Source organism: Planobispora longispora, from assembly GCF_016863135.1.
GTDB classification, from domain to species: domain Bacteria; phylum Actinomycetota; class Actinomycetes; order Streptosporangiales; family Streptosporangiaceae; genus Planobispora; species Planobispora longispora.
Map to the genome: position 1 here is coordinate 167004 of NZ_BOOH01000001.1, position 17701 is coordinate 184704.

At 72.6% G+C, this 17701-nt stretch carries 12 protein-coding genes; 7 read left to right on the forward strand and 5 right to left on the reverse strand.

What is annotated here, in order from left to right; all coding sequences use genetic code 11:
- Positions 1-1296 (reverse strand): extracellular solute-binding protein, encoded by a 1296-nt coding sequence (locus Plo01_RS00745; RefSeq protein WP_203888468.1) that lies wholly within the window; start codon positions 1294-1296, stop codon positions 1-3.
- A gap of 362 nt (positions 1297-1658) precedes the next feature.
- On the opposite strand from Plo01_RS00745, the gene pulA reads away from it, so the two are divergent.
- The 6 genes from pulA to Plo01_RS00775 all read left to right on the forward strand — a co-directional run bounded on the left by pulA (position 1659) and on the right by Plo01_RS00775 (position 13430).
- The gene (gene pulA / locus Plo01_RS00750; protein WP_203888469.1) at positions 1659-7475 is read left to right on the forward strand and encodes a pullulanase-type alpha-1,6-glucosidase; all 5817 of its coding nucleotides are present in this window, start codon (positions 1659-1661) and stop codon (positions 7473-7475) included.
- Between the two features lie 168 nt (positions 7476-7643).
- Complete coding sequence (locus Plo01_RS00755) at positions 7644-9509, forward strand: carbohydrate-binding module family 20 domain-containing protein (RefSeq protein ID WP_239315718.1); 1866 nt, start codon at positions 7644-7646, stop codon at positions 9507-9509.
- A 258-nt stretch (positions 9510-9767) separates the two neighbouring features.
- Positions 9768-10841: an alpha/beta hydrolase gene (locus Plo01_RS00760; protein ID WP_203888471.1), complete on the forward strand. Its 1074-nt coding sequence runs from the start codon at positions 9768-9770 to the stop codon at positions 10839-10841.
- Positions 10842-10948: 107 nt separating this feature from the next.
- Positions 10949-12634, forward strand: a complete 1686-nt coding sequence (locus tag Plo01_RS00765; RefSeq protein ID WP_203888472.1) for a serine/threonine-protein kinase — start codon at positions 10949-10951, stop codon at positions 12632-12634.
- 92 nt (positions 12635-12726) lie between these two features.
- Positions 12727-12972: a hypothetical protein gene (locus Plo01_RS00770; RefSeq protein ID WP_203888473.1), complete on the forward strand. Its 246-nt coding sequence runs from the start codon at positions 12727-12729 to the stop codon at positions 12970-12972.
- A complete protein-coding gene (locus tag Plo01_RS00775; protein ID WP_203888474.1) occupies positions 12969-13430 on the forward strand; it encodes an SRPBCC family protein in 462 nt (153 codons plus the stop codon). The genes Plo01_RS00770 and Plo01_RS00775 overlap by 4 nt, the downstream gene beginning before the upstream one ends.
- Positions 13431-13473: 43 nt before the next feature.
- Here the strand turns inward: Plo01_RS00775 and Plo01_RS00780 are convergent, their stop codons facing one another.
- The gene (locus tag Plo01_RS00780; protein WP_203888475.1) at positions 13474-14043 is read right to left on the reverse strand and encodes a WD40 repeat domain-containing protein; all 570 of its coding nucleotides are present in this window, start codon (positions 14041-14043) and stop codon (positions 13474-13476) included.
- 91 nt (positions 14044-14134) lie between these two features.
- Positions 14135-14629: an NUDIX domain-containing protein gene (locus tag Plo01_RS00785; RefSeq protein ID WP_203888476.1), complete on the reverse strand. Its 495-nt coding sequence runs from the start codon at positions 14627-14629 to the stop codon at positions 14135-14137.
- A 60-nt stretch (positions 14630-14689) separates the two neighbouring features.
- Here Plo01_RS00785 and Plo01_RS00790 point away from each other — a divergent pair, with 60 nt between their 5' ends.
- Positions 14690-15019: a hypothetical protein gene (locus Plo01_RS00790; protein WP_203888477.1), complete on the forward strand. Its 330-nt coding sequence runs from the start codon at positions 14690-14692 to the stop codon at positions 15017-15019.
- A gap of 48 nt (positions 15020-15067) precedes the next feature.
- Here Plo01_RS00790 and Plo01_RS00795 read toward each other — a convergent pair whose 3' ends face one another.
- Complete coding sequence (locus tag Plo01_RS00795; RefSeq protein WP_203888478.1) at positions 15068-15865, reverse strand: AAC(3) family N-acetyltransferase; 798 nt, start codon at positions 15863-15865, stop codon at positions 15068-15070.
- A 3-nt stretch (positions 15866-15868) separates the two neighbouring features.
- Entirely contained in the window at positions 15869-17701 is a 1833-nt protein-coding gene (locus tag Plo01_RS00800) for an alpha-amylase family glycosyl hydrolase (protein WP_203888479.1), read from the reverse strand.

The window sequence follows — 17701 nt, forward strand, 5'->3', positions numbered from 1 at the left end:
TCAGCTCCAGTCCTTGAAGATGCCGCGGTACTTCTCGTCGACGGTCTTGAGCATGTCCTCGGGGGTCGTCTTGCCGCCCACCAGGGCCTGGTAGCCCTCCAGCAGCGGCTGGAAGAGCTGGCCGCCCTCGGGGATCCACGGCCGGGCGGTCGCGGTGTCCATGATCGGCTTGAAGACCGCGACGTCCTGGTTGCCCTGCACGTCGGGGTTGTCGTAGGCCGAGGTGCGGGTCGGCAGGAGGCTGATCTCCTTGGCGATCTTCGCCTGGGATTCGGGCGTGCTCATGAACCGGATGAACTCGTACGAGGCGTCGATGTTCTTGGAACCGGCGTAGATGGCGTAGTTCCAGCCGCCGGTGGGGGCGCCGGCCTTGACCGAGCCCGCCGGGACCGGGGCGATGCCCAGGTTCGCCTTGTCCTGGAACTCCTTGCCCTGGTAGATCTCCGACAGCGCCCACGGGCCGTTGTAGATCATCGCGGCCTTGCCGTCCTTGAGGGCGGTCATCGCGTTGGCGTAGCTGTCCTGGATGGCGGGCTTGGCCGCGGCGCCCGAGGTGATCAGGTCGGAGACGACGCCCATCGCCTTGACGTTCTCGGGCGAGTTGACGGTGATCTTCTTGCCCTGGACGTCGAGCATGTCGCCGCCCTCGCCGTACATGAAGGGCAGCAGGAAGTAGGCGTCGACGTTGAGCGCCAGGCCGTTGACGCCGGTCTTCTCCTTGACGTCGAGCGCGGCCTGCTTGAGCTCGGCGACCGTGGCCGGGGCCTTGTCCCAGCCGGCCTCCTTGAGGAGCTTCTTGTTGTAGATCAGCGCCAGGGTGTCGGTGACCTGCGGGACCGCGTAGGTCTTGCCGTTGTACTTGGTGCTGCTCAGCGGGCCGGCCAGGAAGTCGGACTCGTTCTCGACGGCACGGGTGCCGTCCAGCGGCTGCAGGTAGCCGAGCGAGGCGAACTGGGAGGTCCAGGCGACCTCGGAGCGGATCAGGTCGGGCGCGCCGGAGCCGGACTGGGCCGCAGTCTGGAACTTGTTCTGCGCCTGGTCCGACGGGACGTTGACGTAGTTCACCTTGATGTTCGGGTACTTCGCCTGGAACTCCTTGATGAGCGCCTGGAACGTCGGGCCCTCGCTGTCCGGGCGGACGGTGTCCCACCAGGTGATCTCGCCGCTGATCTTCGTCGGGTCGGACGGGGCGGACTGGGCGGGGGCCGCCGTCGAACCGCTGTCGCCGCCGCCACAGGCGGAAACCGCCAGGGCGAGGGCCGCGACGATCGTCGCAGCCGAGAAGGCTCGCCGCATGTCTTTCTCCTCATAGCTCAGGGAACCGGCCGGGAGCAGGAGAGCCGCCGGGCCGGTGTGGAGTACGCCGGACGTTACGCCGACGTGAACCTCTTTGGAAGAACTTGCTGCAAGAGTCTGCAAACTTGTTACATATCGACCTAATACCCCAAACCAGCCCAACCGCTCCGGCGGGCGCGCAATCGAGAATACCCGCACGTCACAGGGGTTTTTCCGGCTTCGATCACCCATCCCCGGTAGGGGTGAGGGGCCTCCGAGCACCCCGGGAAGACTGTGATTCAGAAAGTTGCCGCAAGGGATTGCACAGATCATGTCCGGTGAGTAACTTCCGGGCAACACCCCCGAAACACCGTGGAGGCCCCGTGCCCCGGCCGCTCCCCCCACGGCTCGCGAGGACGACCGCCCCGGCGGGCGCGCTCACGGCCGTGCTGGTCACCGCATCCCTGTTAGCCGCGCCCGCCGCCGCGGCGGGCCCATCCGCCTCCGCGACGTCACCGGCTCCGCGGGCCGCGCTGGTCTCGGCGCTGAGCCGTACCGCGGAACCCTCCGACCGGGACCTCGCCCGCGACGCGCTCCGCGCCGACCTGAGCCGCGAGCGCTTCTACTTCGCGATGACCGACCGCTTCGCCAACGGCGACCCCGGCAACGACCGGGGCGGGCTGTCCGGCGACCGGCTCGCCACCGGATTCGACCCCGCGCACAAGGGCTTCTACCAGGGCGGCGACCTGACCGGCCTGCTGGAGCGGCTCGACTACATCCAGAAGCTCGGCAGCACCGCGCTCTGGATCACCCCGGCGTTCCGGAACCGGCCGGTGCAGGGCACCGGCGACGACGTCTCGGCCGGCTACCACGGCTACTGGATCACCGACTTCACCCGCATCGACCCGCACCTGGGCACCAACGCCCAGATGAAGAAGCTGGTCAAGGAGGCCCACAAGCGCGGGATGAAGGTCTTCTTCGACATCATCACCAACCACACGGCCGACGTGATCGACTACGCGGAGAAGACCTACGCCTACCGCTCCAAGGCCGCCCATCCCTACCTCGACGCGAACGGCACCCCGTTCGACGACCGCGAGTACGCCGGCGGGGACGCCTTCCCCAAGGTCACGACCCGCTCCTTCCCCTACACGCCGGTCGCGCCGAAGGGCGTCAAGACGCCGTCCTGGCTGAACGACCCGACGATGTACCACAACCGGGGCGACTCCACCTTCAGCGGCGAAAACTCCGAGTACGGCGACTTCTTCGGCCTCGACGACCTGTGGACCGAGCGTCCCGAGGTCGTCAGGGGCATGACCGACATCTACAAGACCTGGGTGCGCGAGACCGGCATCGACGGCTTCCGCATCGACACCGCCAAGCACGTCAACATGGAGTTCTGGGAGCGCTTCTCCCCGGCCCTGCGCGGCTACGCCGCCCAGCGCGGCAACAAGCGCTTCTTCATGTTCGGCGAGGTCTACTCCGGCGACCCGGCCTTCACCAGCCGCTACTCCACCCGCGGCGCCATGAACGCCACCCTGGACTTCCCCTTCCAGGAGGCTGCAAGGTCTTTCAGCGGCGGCAAGGAGCCCGCCTCCCGGCTGGCCCGGCTGTTCGCCGGGGACGACTACCACACCGACGCCGACGGCAACGCCTCCTCACTGCCGACCTTCCTCGGCAACCATGACATGGGCCGCATCGGGCGGTTCCTGGCCCAGGACAACCCGGGCGCGCCGGATGCCGAGCTGCTCAGGCGCGATCTGCTGGCCCACGAGCTGATGTACCTCACGCGCGGACAGCCGGTCGTCTACTACGGCGACGAGCAGGGCTTCACCGGTCCCGCCGAAGGCTCAGGCGGAGACCAGGACGCCCGCCAGTCCATGTTCGCTTCCAAAACCGCAAGTTATCTCTCCAACGATCTCATCGGTACCGACGCCACCCACGCGCAGGACAACTACACCCCCTCGCACCCGCTCTACCAGGGCATCTCCTCCCTGGCGAAGCTCCGCGACGCCCACCCGGCGCTGGCCGACGGCGCGCAGGTCGAGCGCCTGGCCTCCGGCGGCGTCTACGCCTTCTCCCGGATCGACGCGCGCGCGCAGGTGGAGTACGTCGTCGCGGTCAACAACGCCGAGCAGCCGGCCACCGTGCAGGTGCCGACGTTCTCGGCGAACCTCGGCTTCACCAAGGTGTACGGCGAGGCCGCAGCCTCCGTCACCACCGGCGCCGACGCGAAGCTCGGGGTGACCGTCCCGGCCCTGTCGGCGGTCGTCTACCGGGCCTCGGCGAAGCTCGCCGCCCCGGCCGCGGCCCCGGCCGTCTCGATCGCGCTCCCGGGGGCCGAGATCAGGGGCACCGCCGAGGACGGCCGGATCCCGGTCACCGCGACCGTGCCGGGCGCCGGCTTCGACCAGGTCACCTTCGCCGCGAAGGTCGGCGACGGCGGCTGGAAGGTGCTGGGCACCGACGACGCGCCCAACCTGTCGGGCGAGAGCCGTACCTTCCGGGTCTTCCACGACCTGAAGGGCCTCACGGCCGGAACGAAGATCACTTACAAGGCCGTGGTGAAGGACTCCGCGGGCCGGTTCGCCTCCGCGACCGCGACCGCGACCGTGGCCCCCGAGCCGGAGCCCGAGGAGCCCGGCGCGGTCAAGCGCGACTGGCTCGTCGTGCACTACCAGCGCGCCGACTACGACGGCTGGGGCCTGCACGTCTGGGGTGACGTCGAGAACCCCACCGACTGGGCCGAGCCCCTCCCGCTGACCGGCGAGGACGCCTACGGCCGCTTCGCCTGGATCAAGCTGAAGCCGGGCGCGGCGAACGTCGGGATCATCGCCCACAAGGGCGACGAGAAGGACGGCGGCGACCGGATCGTCAACCCGGCCAAGAACGGCGAGGTCTGGCTGGCCGAGGGCAAGCCGGACGCCTACCCCTCCCGCGCCGCCGCCCAGGGGTACGCGACCGTCCACTACAACCGGCCGGACAAGGACTACGACGGCTGGGGCCTGCACCTGTGGGGCGACGGTCTGGCCGACGGCGTGCCCACCGAGTGGGCCTCTCCGCGGCAGCCGGACGGCGCCGACTCCTACGGCGCCTTCTGGAAGATCCCGCTGAAGGACGCCTCGCTCCCGGTCAACTACATCATCCACAAGGGCGACACCAAGGATCCCGGCCCCGACCAGGCGTTCACCCCGGCGCGGCAGCCGGACGCCTACGTCACCTCGGGTGCGGCGGCGATCCATCCCACCCGCGCCGCCGCCGAGAACGTGGCGATCCTGCATTACCACCGGCCGGACGGGAACTACGACGGCTGGGGACTGCACCTGTGGGGCGACGTGGCGAACCCCACCGAGTGGGCGAGCCCGCTCCAGCCCGCCGGGACGGACGGCTTCGGCGTCCACTTCCGCGTCCCTCTGAAAGAGGGGGCGAAGAACGTGAGCTACATCATCCACAAGGGCGACGAGAAGGACCTCCCGTCCGACCAGGCGCTCGACCTGACCGCCGACGGCCACGAGATCTGGCGGGCCGCGGCGACCGAGGGCCACGTGCTGCCGCAGGCGGCGGCGCGCGGCGCCGACGCCGACCTGTCCAAGTCCTCCGCCCACTGGATCGACCGGACCACCGTCGCCTGGAAGGTGCGGCCCTCGGCCGCGCTCACCTACACGCTGGCGTTCTCCGCCAAGGGCGACATCGCCTACGACAAGGGAGACCTGACCGGCGACCACCGCCTGATCCGGCTCTCCCCGGGCTCGCTGACCGACGCGCAGAAGGCGAAGTGGCCGCACCTGGCCGGGCACGCCGCGCTCACGGTGGACCCGCGCGACGCCGGCCTGGTGCAGGAGGCGCTGCGCGGCCAGGTCGTGGCCGTCGAGCGGGACGCCTCGGGCGTGCTGCTGACCGCGACCGGCGTGCAGATCCCCGGCGTGCTCGACGACGTCTACGCCGGGGCGGCCGGCGCCGAGCTCGGCCCGGACGCCTCCGGCGCGCTGCCCCGCCTGTCCGTCTGGGCGCCGACCGCGCGCAAGGTGGAGCTGGCGCTCTACCGGGACGCCTCCGGCGGGAGCCGCAGCGTGCACGCGATGCGCCGCGACGACGCCACCGGCGTCTGGTCGGCGCGGGGCCTGCCGGCCTGGAAGGGGCGCTACTACACCTTCCTGGTCACGGTCTACTCCCCCGCCGCGGGCAAGGTCGTCACCAACGAGGTGACCGATCCGTACAGCGTCTCGCTGGCCGCCGACTCGGTCCGCAGCCAGCTGGCAGACCTGTCCGACCGGTCGCTGCGGCCCGAGGGCTGGGCCTCCCTGGCCAAGCCCTCGGCCGTGCCGCAGGAGAAGGCGTCGGTCTACGAGCTGCACGTGCGCGACTTCTCCGCCTCCGACACGACGGTCCCGGCCGAGCGGCGCGGCACCTACGCGGCCTTCACCGGCGACTCCGCGGGCATGAAGGAACTGCGCGCGCTGGCCGCCGACGGGCTGACCCACGTGCACCTGCTGCCGGTCTTCGACATCGCGACCATCCCGGAGCGCCGGGCCGACCGCGCCGAGCCGGACTGCGACCTGGCCGCGCTGCCCGCCGACTCCGACAGGCAGCAGGAGTGCGTGGCGAAGACGGCGGCCGAGGACGGCTTCAACTGGGGTTACGACCCGCGGCACTACACCGTGCCGGAGGGCTCCTACGCCTCCGACCCGGACGGCGCCGCGCGGATCAAGGAGTTCCGGCAGATGGTCGCGGGCCTGAACGGCGCGGGCCTGCGGGTGGTCATGGACGTGGTCTACAACCACACCCACGCCGCCGGGCAGGACCCGACCTCGGTGCTCGACCGGATCGTGCCCGGCTACTACCACCGGCTGCTGGACGACGGCGCGGTGGCCACCTCCACCTGCTGCGCCAACACCGCGCCCGAGCACGCGATGATGGGCAAACTGGTCGTCGACTCCATCGTCACCTGGGCGAAGCAGTACAAGATCGACGGCTTCCGGTTCGACCTGATGGGCCACCACCCCAAGGCGAACATGGTCGCCGTGCGCGAGGCCCTGGACGAGCTGACCCTCGCCAGGGACGGCGTGGACGGCAAGTCGATCATCCTGTACGGCGAGGGCTGGAACTTCGGCGAGGTCGCCGACGGCGCCCGCTTCGAGCAGGCGACCCAGCTCAACATGGCCGGGACCGGCATCGGCACCTTCAACGACCGGCTGCGCGACGCGGTGCGCGGCGGCGGCCCGTTCGACCCCGACCCCCGGGTGCAGGGCTTCGGCTCCGGCCTGGCCGGGTCGCCCAACGGCTCGCCCGCCAACGGCACCGCCGAGGAGCAGCGGGCCCGGCTGCTGCGCTACCACGACCTGATCAAGGTGGGGCTCACCGGCAACCTGCGCGACTACCGCTTCACCGCCTCCTCCGGCAAGGAGGTCAAGGGCTCGGAGGTCGACTACAACGGCGCTCCCGCCGGGTACACCGCCGCGCCCGGCGAGGCCGTGACCTACGTGGACGCCCACGACAACGAGACGCTGTTCGACGCGCTGGCCTACAAGCTGCCGCAGGCGACCCCGATGGCCGACCGGGTGCGCATGCAGACGCTCTCGCTGGCCGCGTCCGCGTTGTCGCAGGGCACCGCGTTCGTGCACGCCGGGAGCGAGCGGCTGCGCTCCAAGTCGCTGGACCGCAACTCCTACGACTCCGGCGACTGGTTCAACCGGCTGCTGTGGGACTGCGCCCGGGGCAACGGCTTCGGCGCGGGCCTGCCGCCCAAGGCCGACAACGAGGACAAGTGGCCCTACGCCAGGCCGCTGCTCGCCGACCCGGCGCTCAAGCCGGACTGCGCCGCGATCGGCTCGGCCCGGGCCCGGTACGGCGAGCTGCTGAAGATCCGCGCCTCCTCCCCCGCCTTCGCGCTGGGCTCCCTGGCCGAGGTGCAGAAGCGGCTGTCGTTCCCGGCGGGCGGCGGCGCGGAGACCCCGGGTGTGCTGACCATGCACCTGGACGCCTCCGGGCTCGACCCGAAGTGGAAGTCGGTCACCGTCGTCTTCAACGCCACCCCCGAGCAGCGGGCGCAGGCCGTGCCCGCGCTCAAGGGCGGCCGGGTGACGCTCCACCCGGTCCAGGCGGAGGGGGAGGACGCCGTCGTGAAGCAGTCGGCCTTCGACGCCGCCACCGGCACGCTGACGGTCCCGGCCCGCACGGTCGCCGTCTTCGTGCAGTCCTAGGAAGCTCCGGGGCCGCCGTCCGGACGGCGGCCCCGGAAAGAGACCGGGCCGTGCGGGGAACGGCCCCGAGAACGCCCGGACCGCTCCGGTCCGGGAATGCCACCGGGCCGGGTGTTGCAGCACCCGGCCCGGCACGGGAACCCATCCATCACTCCTGGAGGCCCCACCGTGGAATCCTACAAATCCCCCGACCCCCGGCCCGCCCCCCGATCACCCGCCCCTCGACTCCCCGCCCGCGGGACCCGCGCCCGCACGGCCCTGGCCGCCGCGGCGCTGAGCGTCCTGGCGGGCGCCGCCGTGCTCGTGCCCGTCACGCTCGGCGCCTCCTCCTCCGCCGCCGCCTCCTCCACCGCTCTCTCCGCGGTCCAGGCGGCGCCCCCGGCCGGCACCGGCCCCATCGTCAAGCTCTGGAGCTGGAACTGGAACTCGGTGGCGCGCGAGTGCGTCGACGTTCTCGGCCCGGCCGGGTACGGCGCCGTCCAGGTCTCCCCGCCGCACGACTCGATGAGCAAGGGCGGCTCGGTCTGGTGGGACGTCTACCAGCCCGCCCGCTACACGCTCACCAGCAAGTTCGGCGACGAGAACGCCTTCAAGAACATGATCGACGCCTGCCACGGCGCGGGCGTCAAGGTGCACGTCGACGCGGTCGTCAACCACATGACCGGTCAGGGCAGCACCAGCTACGGCGGCTACTCCTTCAGCAAGTACAACTATCCCGGCCTCTACTCCTCCTGGGACTTCCGCAACTCGCCCTCCTGCGTCATCGACGACGAGGACTACAAGAAGAACGGCTGGCGGGTGCAGAACTGCGAGCTGGTCAGCCTGGCCGACCTCGACACCGGATCCGGGTACGTCCGCGACCGGATCGCCGGCTGGCTCAACAGGCTCACCGCCCTGGGGGTCGACGGCTTCCGCATCGACGCGGCCAAGCACATCCACCCCGACGACCTGGCCGCCATCAAGGCCAAGCTGACCGGCTCGCCGTACCTGCACCTGGAGGTCATCTACGGCGAGGGCGAGGCGGTCCAGCCGAGCCAGTACACCGGCATCGGCGACGTGCACGAGTTCGTCTTCGGCCGCAAGATGAAAGAGCAGTTCACCGGCCAGATCAAGTGGCTGAGGACGTTCGGCGAGAGCTGGGGACTGTCGGTGCCCGCCGACAGGGCCGTGACGTTCGTCGACAACCATGACACCGAGCGCAAGGACGCCTCCAAGAACGACGCCACGCTCAACTACAAGTACGGCGACACCTACAAACTGGCCAACGTCTTCATGCTCGCCTGGCCGTACGGCACGCCGCGCGTCTACTCCGGCTTCACCTGGAGCGACAAGGAGGCGGGCCCTCCGTCCGCGAACGGCGGCTTCGTCACCGACACCGACTGCGGCAACGGCCGCTGGACCTGCTTCCACCGGCAGATGGCCGGGATGGCCGGCTTCCACAAGGCCGTCGCGGGGACTTCGGTCGCCGACTGGTACGACAACGACGACAACGTCATCGCCTTCAGCCGCGGGAACAAGGGCTGGGTCGCGATCAACAACGGGAGCGGCTCCGTCACCCGCACCTTCACCACCGGCCTGCCCGCCGGGACCTATGCCAACGTCGCCGGGAGCGGCTCGGTGACCGTGGGATCCGGCGGCACCGCGAGCGTCACCGTCCCCGCCAAGAGCGCCGTGGCCGTCCACGTCGGCGGCGGCCCCACCCCGACCCCGACGGCCACCCCCTCCCCGACGGTGAGCCCCGGCAGGGTCGCCGCCTCCTTCAACGCGAACGCGACCACCTACTGGGGCCAGAACGTCTTCGTCGTCGGCGACGCGGCCGAGCTGGGCTCCTGGAACCCGGCGAACGCGGTGGCGCTGTCGGCGGCCGACTATCCCGTCTGGAAGGCCACGGTGAACCTGCCCGCCGGAAGGACGATCTCCTACAAGTACATCAAGAAGAATCCTGACGGCTCGGTGACGTGGGAGAGCGATCCCGACCGCTCCTTCACCACCCCGGCGACCGGCACGGTGACCCGTACCGACACCTGGCGCTGACCCCGTCCCGGCGGTGGGCGGCACGGACGCGGGCCGCGCCCGTGCCGCCCACCCGCCGTCATGACGGCACGCCGGCCGGGTTGACGGCGAGCACGCAGGCGACGGGCGGGTCGAGCTCGAGGGTCTCGGTCCGGGGCCGAAGCCGATCTCGAGCACCCCGTCGGTGGGCCGCTGGGTCGCGCGGCAGGGCATGATGGGGCAGAGCCGACCCAGGGGCGTCCCCGGACGCCCCTGGCCCCCGATGCGGTCTGGAGTGGGATGAAGTCCGTCCGAGTGTGGTGGGCCGTGGCGGCCGGGATCGTCGCGGTCGTCGCGGTCGTCACCGTGATCCTGCGCCCGGAGTCCGCCGGGCCGGCGGCGTCCGCCCCGGTCGCGTCCCCGTCCACCCCGGTCGCGTCCCCGTCCACCCCGGTCGCGTCCCCGTCCGCTCCGGCGTCTCCACGCCGCACGGTCGCGTCCCCGTCCGCTCCGGCTCCCTCCGGCGCGGTGCGGGACGTGCGGAGCGAGAAGGTCGGCGTCAGGTCCCGGGACCTGACGTTCCACTCGCCCGCGCTGGGCCGTACGGCCGAGGCCCGCATCCTGCTGCCGCGCGGCTGGAAGCCGGGGTCGGGCCCGTGGCCGGTGCTCTACCTGCTGCACGGCTGCTGCGGCTCCGGCCATCTCGGCTGGGTCGAGGAAGGCGGCGCGGAGAGGCTGACGGCCGGCGCGCCGGTGATCGTCGTGATCCCCGAGGGCGGCCCGGCCGGCTTCTACTCCGACTGGCTGCGCGGCCCCAAGTGGGAGACCTTCCACCTGACCGAGCTGCTGGGCGTGGTCGGGAAGGAGTACGGGGCCGGAGACCGGCGGGCGGTGGCGGGGCTGTCCATGGGCGGGTTCGGCGCGATGGCGTACGCCGCCCGGCACCCCGGCATGTTCCAGGCGGCGGCGTCCTTCTCCGGCGTGCTCGACCCCGAGGCCAGCCCGCAGGGGGTGATGGAGATCGTCCGGAGCTACGGATTCGAGCCCGGTGACCTGTGGGGCGTCCCCGGCGGCGCCGAGGACGTCTGGGCCGCGCACAACCCGAGGCGGCTGGCGTCCGCGCTGAAGGGCGTGTGGCTCTACGTCTCCTGCGGCAACGGCGAGCCGGGACCGCTGGACGGCCCGGCGGCGTCCGGGGACGCCGGCGAGCGGTTCCTGCTGGCCGAGTCCCGGGCCTTCGTCGACCGGGCCCGCGCGGCGGGCCTGCCCGTCGAGACCGACTTCTACGGCAAGGGCACCCACATCTGGCCCTACTGGGAACGCGCCCTCGAACGCGCCCTGCCCGGCCTGCTGGAGGCGATCGACGCCCGCTGAGCCCGGCACGGACGAGGCCGGGGCCGGCGCCGCGTCCCCGGGGGCCCGCGGTCATCCCTCCGGTGTTTCCGTGGTCCGAGGGCAATGAAGCCGATATGTTGCCCCATATGCCGAAAGATCGGTTGCGCGTACTGGCGCGGCGCTACCAGCTGCAGGCCCCCCTCGGCGAGGGCGGCATGGGCGTCGTCTGGCGGGCCTGGGACGAGCTGCTCCACCAGCCCGTGGCCGTCAAGGAGGTGACGCTGCCCGCCTCCCTGCCCGCCCCGGAGCGTGAGCGGCGGTTGCGGCGGACCCTCCGCGAGGCCCGCATGGCGGCCCGGCTCAGGAACCATCCCGGCATCGTCACCGTCTACGACGTGGTCGAGCAGGACGGGCTGCCGTGGATCGTCATGGAGCTGGTCGACGGCCCGTCCCTGGCCGAGGTGATCAGAACCGGGGGACGGCTGCCCGAGGCCCGCGCCGCCGGGCTCGGCCACCAGGTGATCTCCGCGCTGGCCGCGGCCGAGGCGGCCGGGGTGGTGCACCGGGATGTCAAACCCGCCAACATCCTGCTCAAGAACGGCCGGGCGACGCTCACCGACTTCGGGATCGCGGCGGCGGCCCACGACGACTCCGGCGCGACGGGCAGCGGCCCGCTCATCGGCACGCCCGCCTACCTCGCCCCCGAGCAGCTCGACGGCAGGCCCGCCACCGCGGCCTCCGACCTGTGGGCCGTGGGCGTCACGCTCTACCAGGCGGTGGAGGGCCGCAGGCCGTTCGAGCGGGAGAGCATGATGGCCGTGATCGCGGCGATCGTCAACCAGCCGCCCGCGCCCGCGCAGCACGCGGACCGGCTCCGGCCGGTGATCGACGGCCTGCTCCGCAAGGACCCCGCCGCACGGCTGACCGCGCGGCAGGCGATGGAACTCCTCGCGCCGGTGGCCGCCGGAGACCCCGACGCGTCCGACGCCCCCTGGCGGGGCCCGCGGCACGACGGTCCGGCGGGCGGCGGCCACGGCGGAGGGCCGATCACGGACTCCGCCCCGGGCGGGACGCCCTCGCGGTCGCCCACCCACCCCGGCCCGCCCGGAAAGCGGCCGGGCGGCCGGGTGGCCGCGGCGGCGGGATCGGTGCTGGCCGCCGCCGCCGTGACCGCCGCGATCGCCTGGGGGATCCAGCGGGGCAACGCCGAACCCGTGGTCACCCCGTCCTCCGGCTCCTCCGCGCGGGAGACCGCCGCGAGCCCCGGCGCCACCGGAGGCGAACCCGCCCCGTCGCCCGGCCGGAGCACCGCGGCCTCCCCTGCGACCCCGGGGACCCCGGAGAGCACGGCCTCGCTGCCGCGCGGCTTCACCCTCCACACCGACCGGCGCGGATTCTCCGTCGCGGCGCCCGACGGCTGGACCAAGGAGGAGTCCGGCGACCAGGTGGGCTGGGAACGCCCCGGCGGAACGTTCCTGTCGACCTCCTGGTACCTGGGAACCTTCGCCGATCCGGCGAAGAAGGAGACCAGGAGCCCGACGGCCCTGCTCGACGCGCTCCGCGGCACCCTGCAGGAGGACCAGGGGCTGATCGACCCCGCCTCCTACCGGGAGCTCGGCCGCAGGCAGGCCCCCTACCCCGGCGGCCAGGCCGCCGAGCTGGAGTTCCGGTTCTCCCCTCCGGGGGTGGGCCGTTCCTTCCGCTTCATCGCCCGCTGCCTCGTCCGGGACTCCGGCGGCGTCGGGCTGTTCTGGTTCTTCACTCCCGAGGGCGAGTGGGCCGAGGCCGGAACGCACGTCGACACCTTCGTCAGGACCTTCCGGCTGGACTGACTCCGGCGGAGCTCGACCGGCTCCCGGCGTGCCCGGCGCTCCCGTCCCGGGACCCGCTCTCCACTACATCGGTAATCGAGTACATTGTTACCATGGTAACAGTTGAGCGGGTGCAGACCGGGTTCCGGATCGAGAAGAGCATGCTGAAGGTCCTCAAGGGCCTGGCCGAATACCTCGACATGCCGCTGGGAGACCTCGTGGAGGGCATCGTCCTGCACGCCTTCGAGGGCAGGGCCCCGTTCTCCCCGGAGACGACGGCCAAGATCGACCAGCTCAAGGAGGTCTACTCCCTGACGCTGACCTCCGCCGACGCGCACAGGCTGAAGGAGACGCCGTGAGACTCACCGGCGCCCTCACCGTCCCGCTCCCGCCGGACGAGGCGTTCCGCCTGTTCACCGCCCGGGGCGAGGAACTGTGGGTGGACGGCTGGCAGCCCCGCTTCCCGGTCCCCGTCGAGGACGACACCGAGCCCGGCACCGTCTTCGAGACCGGCGCCCACGGGGAGGCGACCGTCTGGGTGGTGCTCGCCCGCGAGCGGGGCCGGAGCATCTCCTACGCCCGTGTCACCCCCGGCTCCCGCGCGGGGACCGTCTCCGTGACGCTGGAGCCGGCCGGCAGGCCCGCCAGAGAGTACGGCGAGGCCAGCGAGGTCACCGTCACCTACGACCTCACCCCCCTGACCGGTACGGCCGCCCGGGAGCTGGAGGACTTCGCCGCGGGCTATCCCGCCTTCCTCGCCTCCTGGCAGAGCGCCATCGAGACGTGGCTGGCCGGTGGGGGGAACCGGCCCGCGTGAGGGCGGACGGCCGGGCGCGTCCCCATGGACCGCGCGCGTGCCGTCACGGAACGGGCCCCCGATGGCGTCCGTCACTCCCCGGGGATCCTCCGGCGCGCGGAGGCATGCTCCACAACCTCACCGTGCCACCCGTGCCGGGGGCGGCCAGGAGGCGGCCGCCGGGATGGAAGGCCACCGCGTGAACGGGACCGTCGGAGCCGTCCAGCGGCCCCCCGGCGGGGCGGAGGGCCGGGGTGCGCCACAGCCGCGCCGTGCCGTCCTGGCTCGCGCTGGCCAGCAGGCGCCCGCCGGGGTGGAAGGCCAGTGCGGTGACGCCTCCGGTGTGGCCGCGCCGCGACCGGGCGACGGGCCGCCCGGTGGAGACGTCCCGCACCCGGATCGTGCCGTCCGACCAGCCGGTGGCGATCACCCGGCCCCCGGGGTGGAAGGCCACCGCCCAGGCCTCCGCGGCGGAGTCCGTCAGGGGACGGCCGGCGGCGCGGCCGGTGGCGGTGTCCCACAGCCGCACCGTCCCGTCCTCCCCGGCGATGGCGAAACAGCGGCCGCCGGGATGGAAGGCCACGTCCGCCGGCCGGCAGCGGCCGATCCGGATGTCCCGGAAAGGAGGGGTCATATCGCCCGAAGAATAGTCCTGACCGGACCGGCGAGACGGATCGCCGTCGCCCTCACCGTCGCGTCGCCCCGGCCGCCGCGCGGGGACGGCCTCAGCCGCCGGTCGCGGGGAACACATCCGAGAGGTAGACGATCCGCCCGGCCTCGCGGGCCTGACGGGCGGCGAGGAGGCGGGGCGCGGTGTGGAACGCGAGCCGGGCGGCCGCCTCGTCCCAGGGCAGGAATGCCGCGTCGTCGAGCTCTTCCTCCTGCAGCCGGATCCCGGCGGGGTCGGCGACCGTGCCGCCGTCGAACAGGAAGTTGACCATCGCCCGGGGCCGGTCGTCCACCGGCGGGGACCACTGGACGACGAGGAGTTCCCCGGCCCTCACGTCCAGCCCCAGCTCCTCGCCGATCTCCCGGGCCGCGCACTCCTGGGGCAGTTCCCCGGCCTCGATGACGCCTCCGGGGATCATCCAGTACGGCCGGTAGTTGGGCTTGACCACCAGCACCCGGTCGTCGGCGTCGGTGAGCAGCAGGCAGGCGGAGACGAAGGCCGTCGGCAGCGTGGCGTACCACTGCTCCGGATCGAGGAGGGGCTTGCTCATCCAGATCAAGATACCCGCCGCGTTCCCCCTCGCTCGGACCTGTCACCCCCGGACCCGGCGATGCCGGAAACCGGTCAGCGGTGCACACCGGACCGGAAGGAGGCGGAAGCCGCGATCTGGAAGTCCTCCTTCTGCTCCCCTTTCGTGCTGTCCCGGTGGGCCTACGATGATTCGACCATCTCGAGCTGGTTCGGGCTTGGATTCCTCTGGTTCCTGATCCGGCTCGTCGTGGCCCTGATCCCCGGCCTGGTCGATCTGGTCCTCATAGTGGCCTGCGTCGTCGCCGCGATCGCCTTCGTGCTCTTCGGCACCACGGGACAGAACATCGTCTACGGCCTGGAGGCCCTGCTGGCGCTCTTCATCGCTTTCGCGGGCAGCAATCTTCTCTAGCCGGACAACCGCGCACCGCCATGATCAACGGCATCTCCGGCTGCCGCGCTACCGGGGCGCGCGGTGGGCGCGGTGGGCGCGGAACCAGGAGGCGGCGAAGTCGACGAGGGCGCGCTGGCTCATCAGCAGGGCGGTCGCCGCCCCGATCGTGCCGTGCCGTACCCCGCCGGTCCCGGCGAACGCGGCCCCCGCCGCCGGGAAGTCGGCGTCCTCGACGGCGGGCTCGGTGAAGCGGACCCACCGGCGCTCCCCGCCGACCAGCAGGGGCGCGCCGTTGGGAACGCGGGCGCGGGGCAGGCCCGAGCGCGCCTCCGCCAGGTGCAGCGAGGTGTTCTTGTCGTGCCCGACGCCGAGCAGCAGCACCCGGCCGTCGAGGTCGTGGACCGCGGGCAGCGGCGACCCTTCTCCCACGGGGTCGTCGAGGTCGTGCCGGGCCGTGACGGCGTCCGCGTGCCGTCCCCACGCGGCGAACGAGCGGTGCGGATGGCCGCTGCGCCGGGCGCCGGGCATCGTGCGCAGCGCCTCGGCGACCGCGCCCATCGAGCGGGACGGCGTCCAGGCGGGGTCGTACGGGGGCATGGTCCGGCGGATCGTCTCCCACCACGCCTCCGGCACGGCCGGGTCGGCGAGGTAGGCCGGGTCGCACAACTGCCACGACTGGGCGGGGACGACCAGGGTCCCGCCCTCCCCCACCGCCTCGCGCAGGGCGAGCACCACGGCCCCGGCCCCGCCGACGACGTGGCCGAGGCGGGAGAGCGAGCTGTGCACGAGGAGGACGTCGCCCCGGGCCACCCCGAGTGAGCGCAGTCCGGTCACGAGGTGGCCGATCGTCAGCGGGTCCGGCATGTTCTACCCCAGCCGCCAGACGTGGAAGGCGGGGCCGTCGGCGGGCAGGGTGAGCACGCCCTCGGAGTCCGGGGCCAGGTCGGCTCCGCCGTACAGGGCGGTGGCGGCGGTGCCGAGCGGGAGCCGTACCGGCGGATGGGCGGCGCGGGCGGCCAGGACCAGGAGACGCTCGCCCGCGCGCTCGCGGACGTAGGCCACGGCGTCGTCGGAGACGTGCAGCCAGCGCAGGCCGCCCCCGGTCAGGGCGCGCTCGCCGCGGCGCAGGGCGATCAGGTCGCGGTAGACGCCGAGCGTGCGGGCGTGCCAGGTCTCGGGACGGTCCCACGGCATCGTACGGCGGGCGTCCTCGCCCCAGGCGCCCTCCAGGCCGATCTCGTCGCCGGCGAACATCATGGGCGTTCCGGGCAGCGTGAACATCAGCCCGGCGGCGACCTCGACCAGGGCGGGGTCGCCGCCGCACACCGTGCGGATCCGGGCGGTGTCGTGGGAACCGAGGATCGACCAGGAGGAGGTCAGCGTGCGCCACGACATCATGGCGGAGAAGGCCCGCATGGTCGCCACCGCGTCGCCGCCGCCGATCCTGGGGATGTCGGCCGGGAGGCCGAGGAACGGCAGCCGGACCTGCGGGCCGCGCAGCCAGCTCCACACCGGCCGGGTGAACCCGGCGTAGTTCATCGCGCCCTGCCAGCCGTCGGCGTCGAGGTCGCCGGTGGCGTCGTGGGCGTGCTCGGCGACCAGCAGCCCGCCGGGGTTCTCCGCGGCGACCGCCCGCCGGACCCGGCGGGCCACCTCGTGGGTGAGGTCGGCGTCGCGCAGGCGGCCCGTCATGTTGGCCACGTCGATGCGCCAGCCGTCCAGGCCGAAGCGGAGCCAGCGCCGGACCACCTCCTCCATCGCGGCGGCCAGCCGCTCGCTGGACCAGTCGAGCTTGGGCAGGGACGACACGCCCATCCACGCCTCGTAGCCGAGGTCGTCGTCGGTGAAGAAGAACATCTCCCGCTCGGGGGCGTCCTTGTCGCGCAGCGCGGCCTGGAACCAGGGGTGGATCTCGCCGCAGTGGTTGGTGGTGAGGTCGCCCAGGATCCGCATTCCCCGCCGGTGGGCCTCGTCGATCAGTGCGCGGTAGGCGGCGTCCCCGCCGAGCAGCGGGTCGATCTCGGCGAAGGAGGTGGCGTTGTAGCGGTGATTGGAGGCGGCCGGGAAGACCGGGGTCAGGTAGAGGACGTCCGCGCCCAGGGCGGCGACGTGGTCGAGGCGGGAGCGGATGCCGTCCAGGTCCCCGCCGAAGAACTGGCGGGGGGTGGCCGGTCCGGTGCCCGCGACCGGGTCGTCCCAGCCGCACGGGATGGCCCAGTCCGGCAGTTCGCGCCGGGCGCCGGAGGAGGCGAACCGGTCGGGGAAGATCTCGTAGACCACCCCGGCGGCGGCCCAGGCGGGTGGGGCGGCGTGGGTGACCAGCCGGAAGTCGGTGGCGTCGGGCACGTCGTGGGTGGCCAGGCCGCTCGCGGTGAGCCAGCGGTAGCCGTACGGGCTCCCGGTGGAAGCCCCCGTCCCGGCCGCGGACCCCGCGGCCCCGGAGCCGTTGATCAGGAAGCGGTAGCGGGTGACCGGGTTGCGGGCCACCACGTCGGCCCGCCACCACAGCTCGTGCTCGGTCTCGCGGTCGATCACCGCCTCGGTGAAGTGCGGCTCGCCGTCGGGCGTCGTGCGCACGTACACACCCGAGCGCTGGTCGCGCGGGGTCCGGACGAACACCGTCACCGTCTCGCCCGGCTCCGGGGCGAGGGTGCTGACGTGGTCGGCCGAGCCGTCGTGGTGGAAGCCCCGATCGATCAT

Coding starts and splice junctions, on each gene's coding strand:
- Plo01_RS00795 (WP_203888478.1), bottom strand. CDS start 15,865: ATGCCGGACCCGCTGACGATCGGCCACCTCGTGACCGGACTGCGCTCA.
- Plo01_RS00785 (WP_203888476.1), bottom strand. CDS start 14,629: ATGAGCAAGCCCCTCCTCGATCCGGAGCAGTGGTACGCCACGCTGCCG.
- Plo01_RS00780 (WP_203888475.1), bottom strand. CDS start 14,043: ATGACCCCTCCTTTCCGGGACATCCGGATCGGCCGCTGCCGGCCGGCG.
- Plo01_RS00745 (WP_203888468.1), bottom strand. CDS start 1,296: ATGCGGCGAGCCTTCTCGGCTGCGACGATCGTCGCGGCCCTCGCCCTG.
- Plo01_RS00800 (WP_203888479.1), bottom strand. CDS start 17,701: ATGATCGATCGGGGCTTCCACCACGACGGCTCGGCCGACCACGTCAGC.
- Plo01_RS00760 (WP_203888471.1), top strand. CDS start 9,768: ATGAAGTCCGTCCGAGTGTGGTGGGCCGTGGCGGCCGGGATCGTCGCG.
- Plo01_RS00790 (WP_203888477.1), top strand. CDS start 14,690: ATGCCGGAAACCGGTCAGCGGTGCACACCGGACCGGAAGGAGGCGGAA.
- Plo01_RS00770 (WP_203888473.1), top strand. CDS start 12,727: ATGGTAACAGTTGAGCGGGTGCAGACCGGGTTCCGGATCGAGAAGAGC.
- Plo01_RS00765 (WP_203888472.1), top strand. CDS start 10,949: ATGCCGAAAGATCGGTTGCGCGTACTGGCGCGGCGCTACCAGCTGCAG.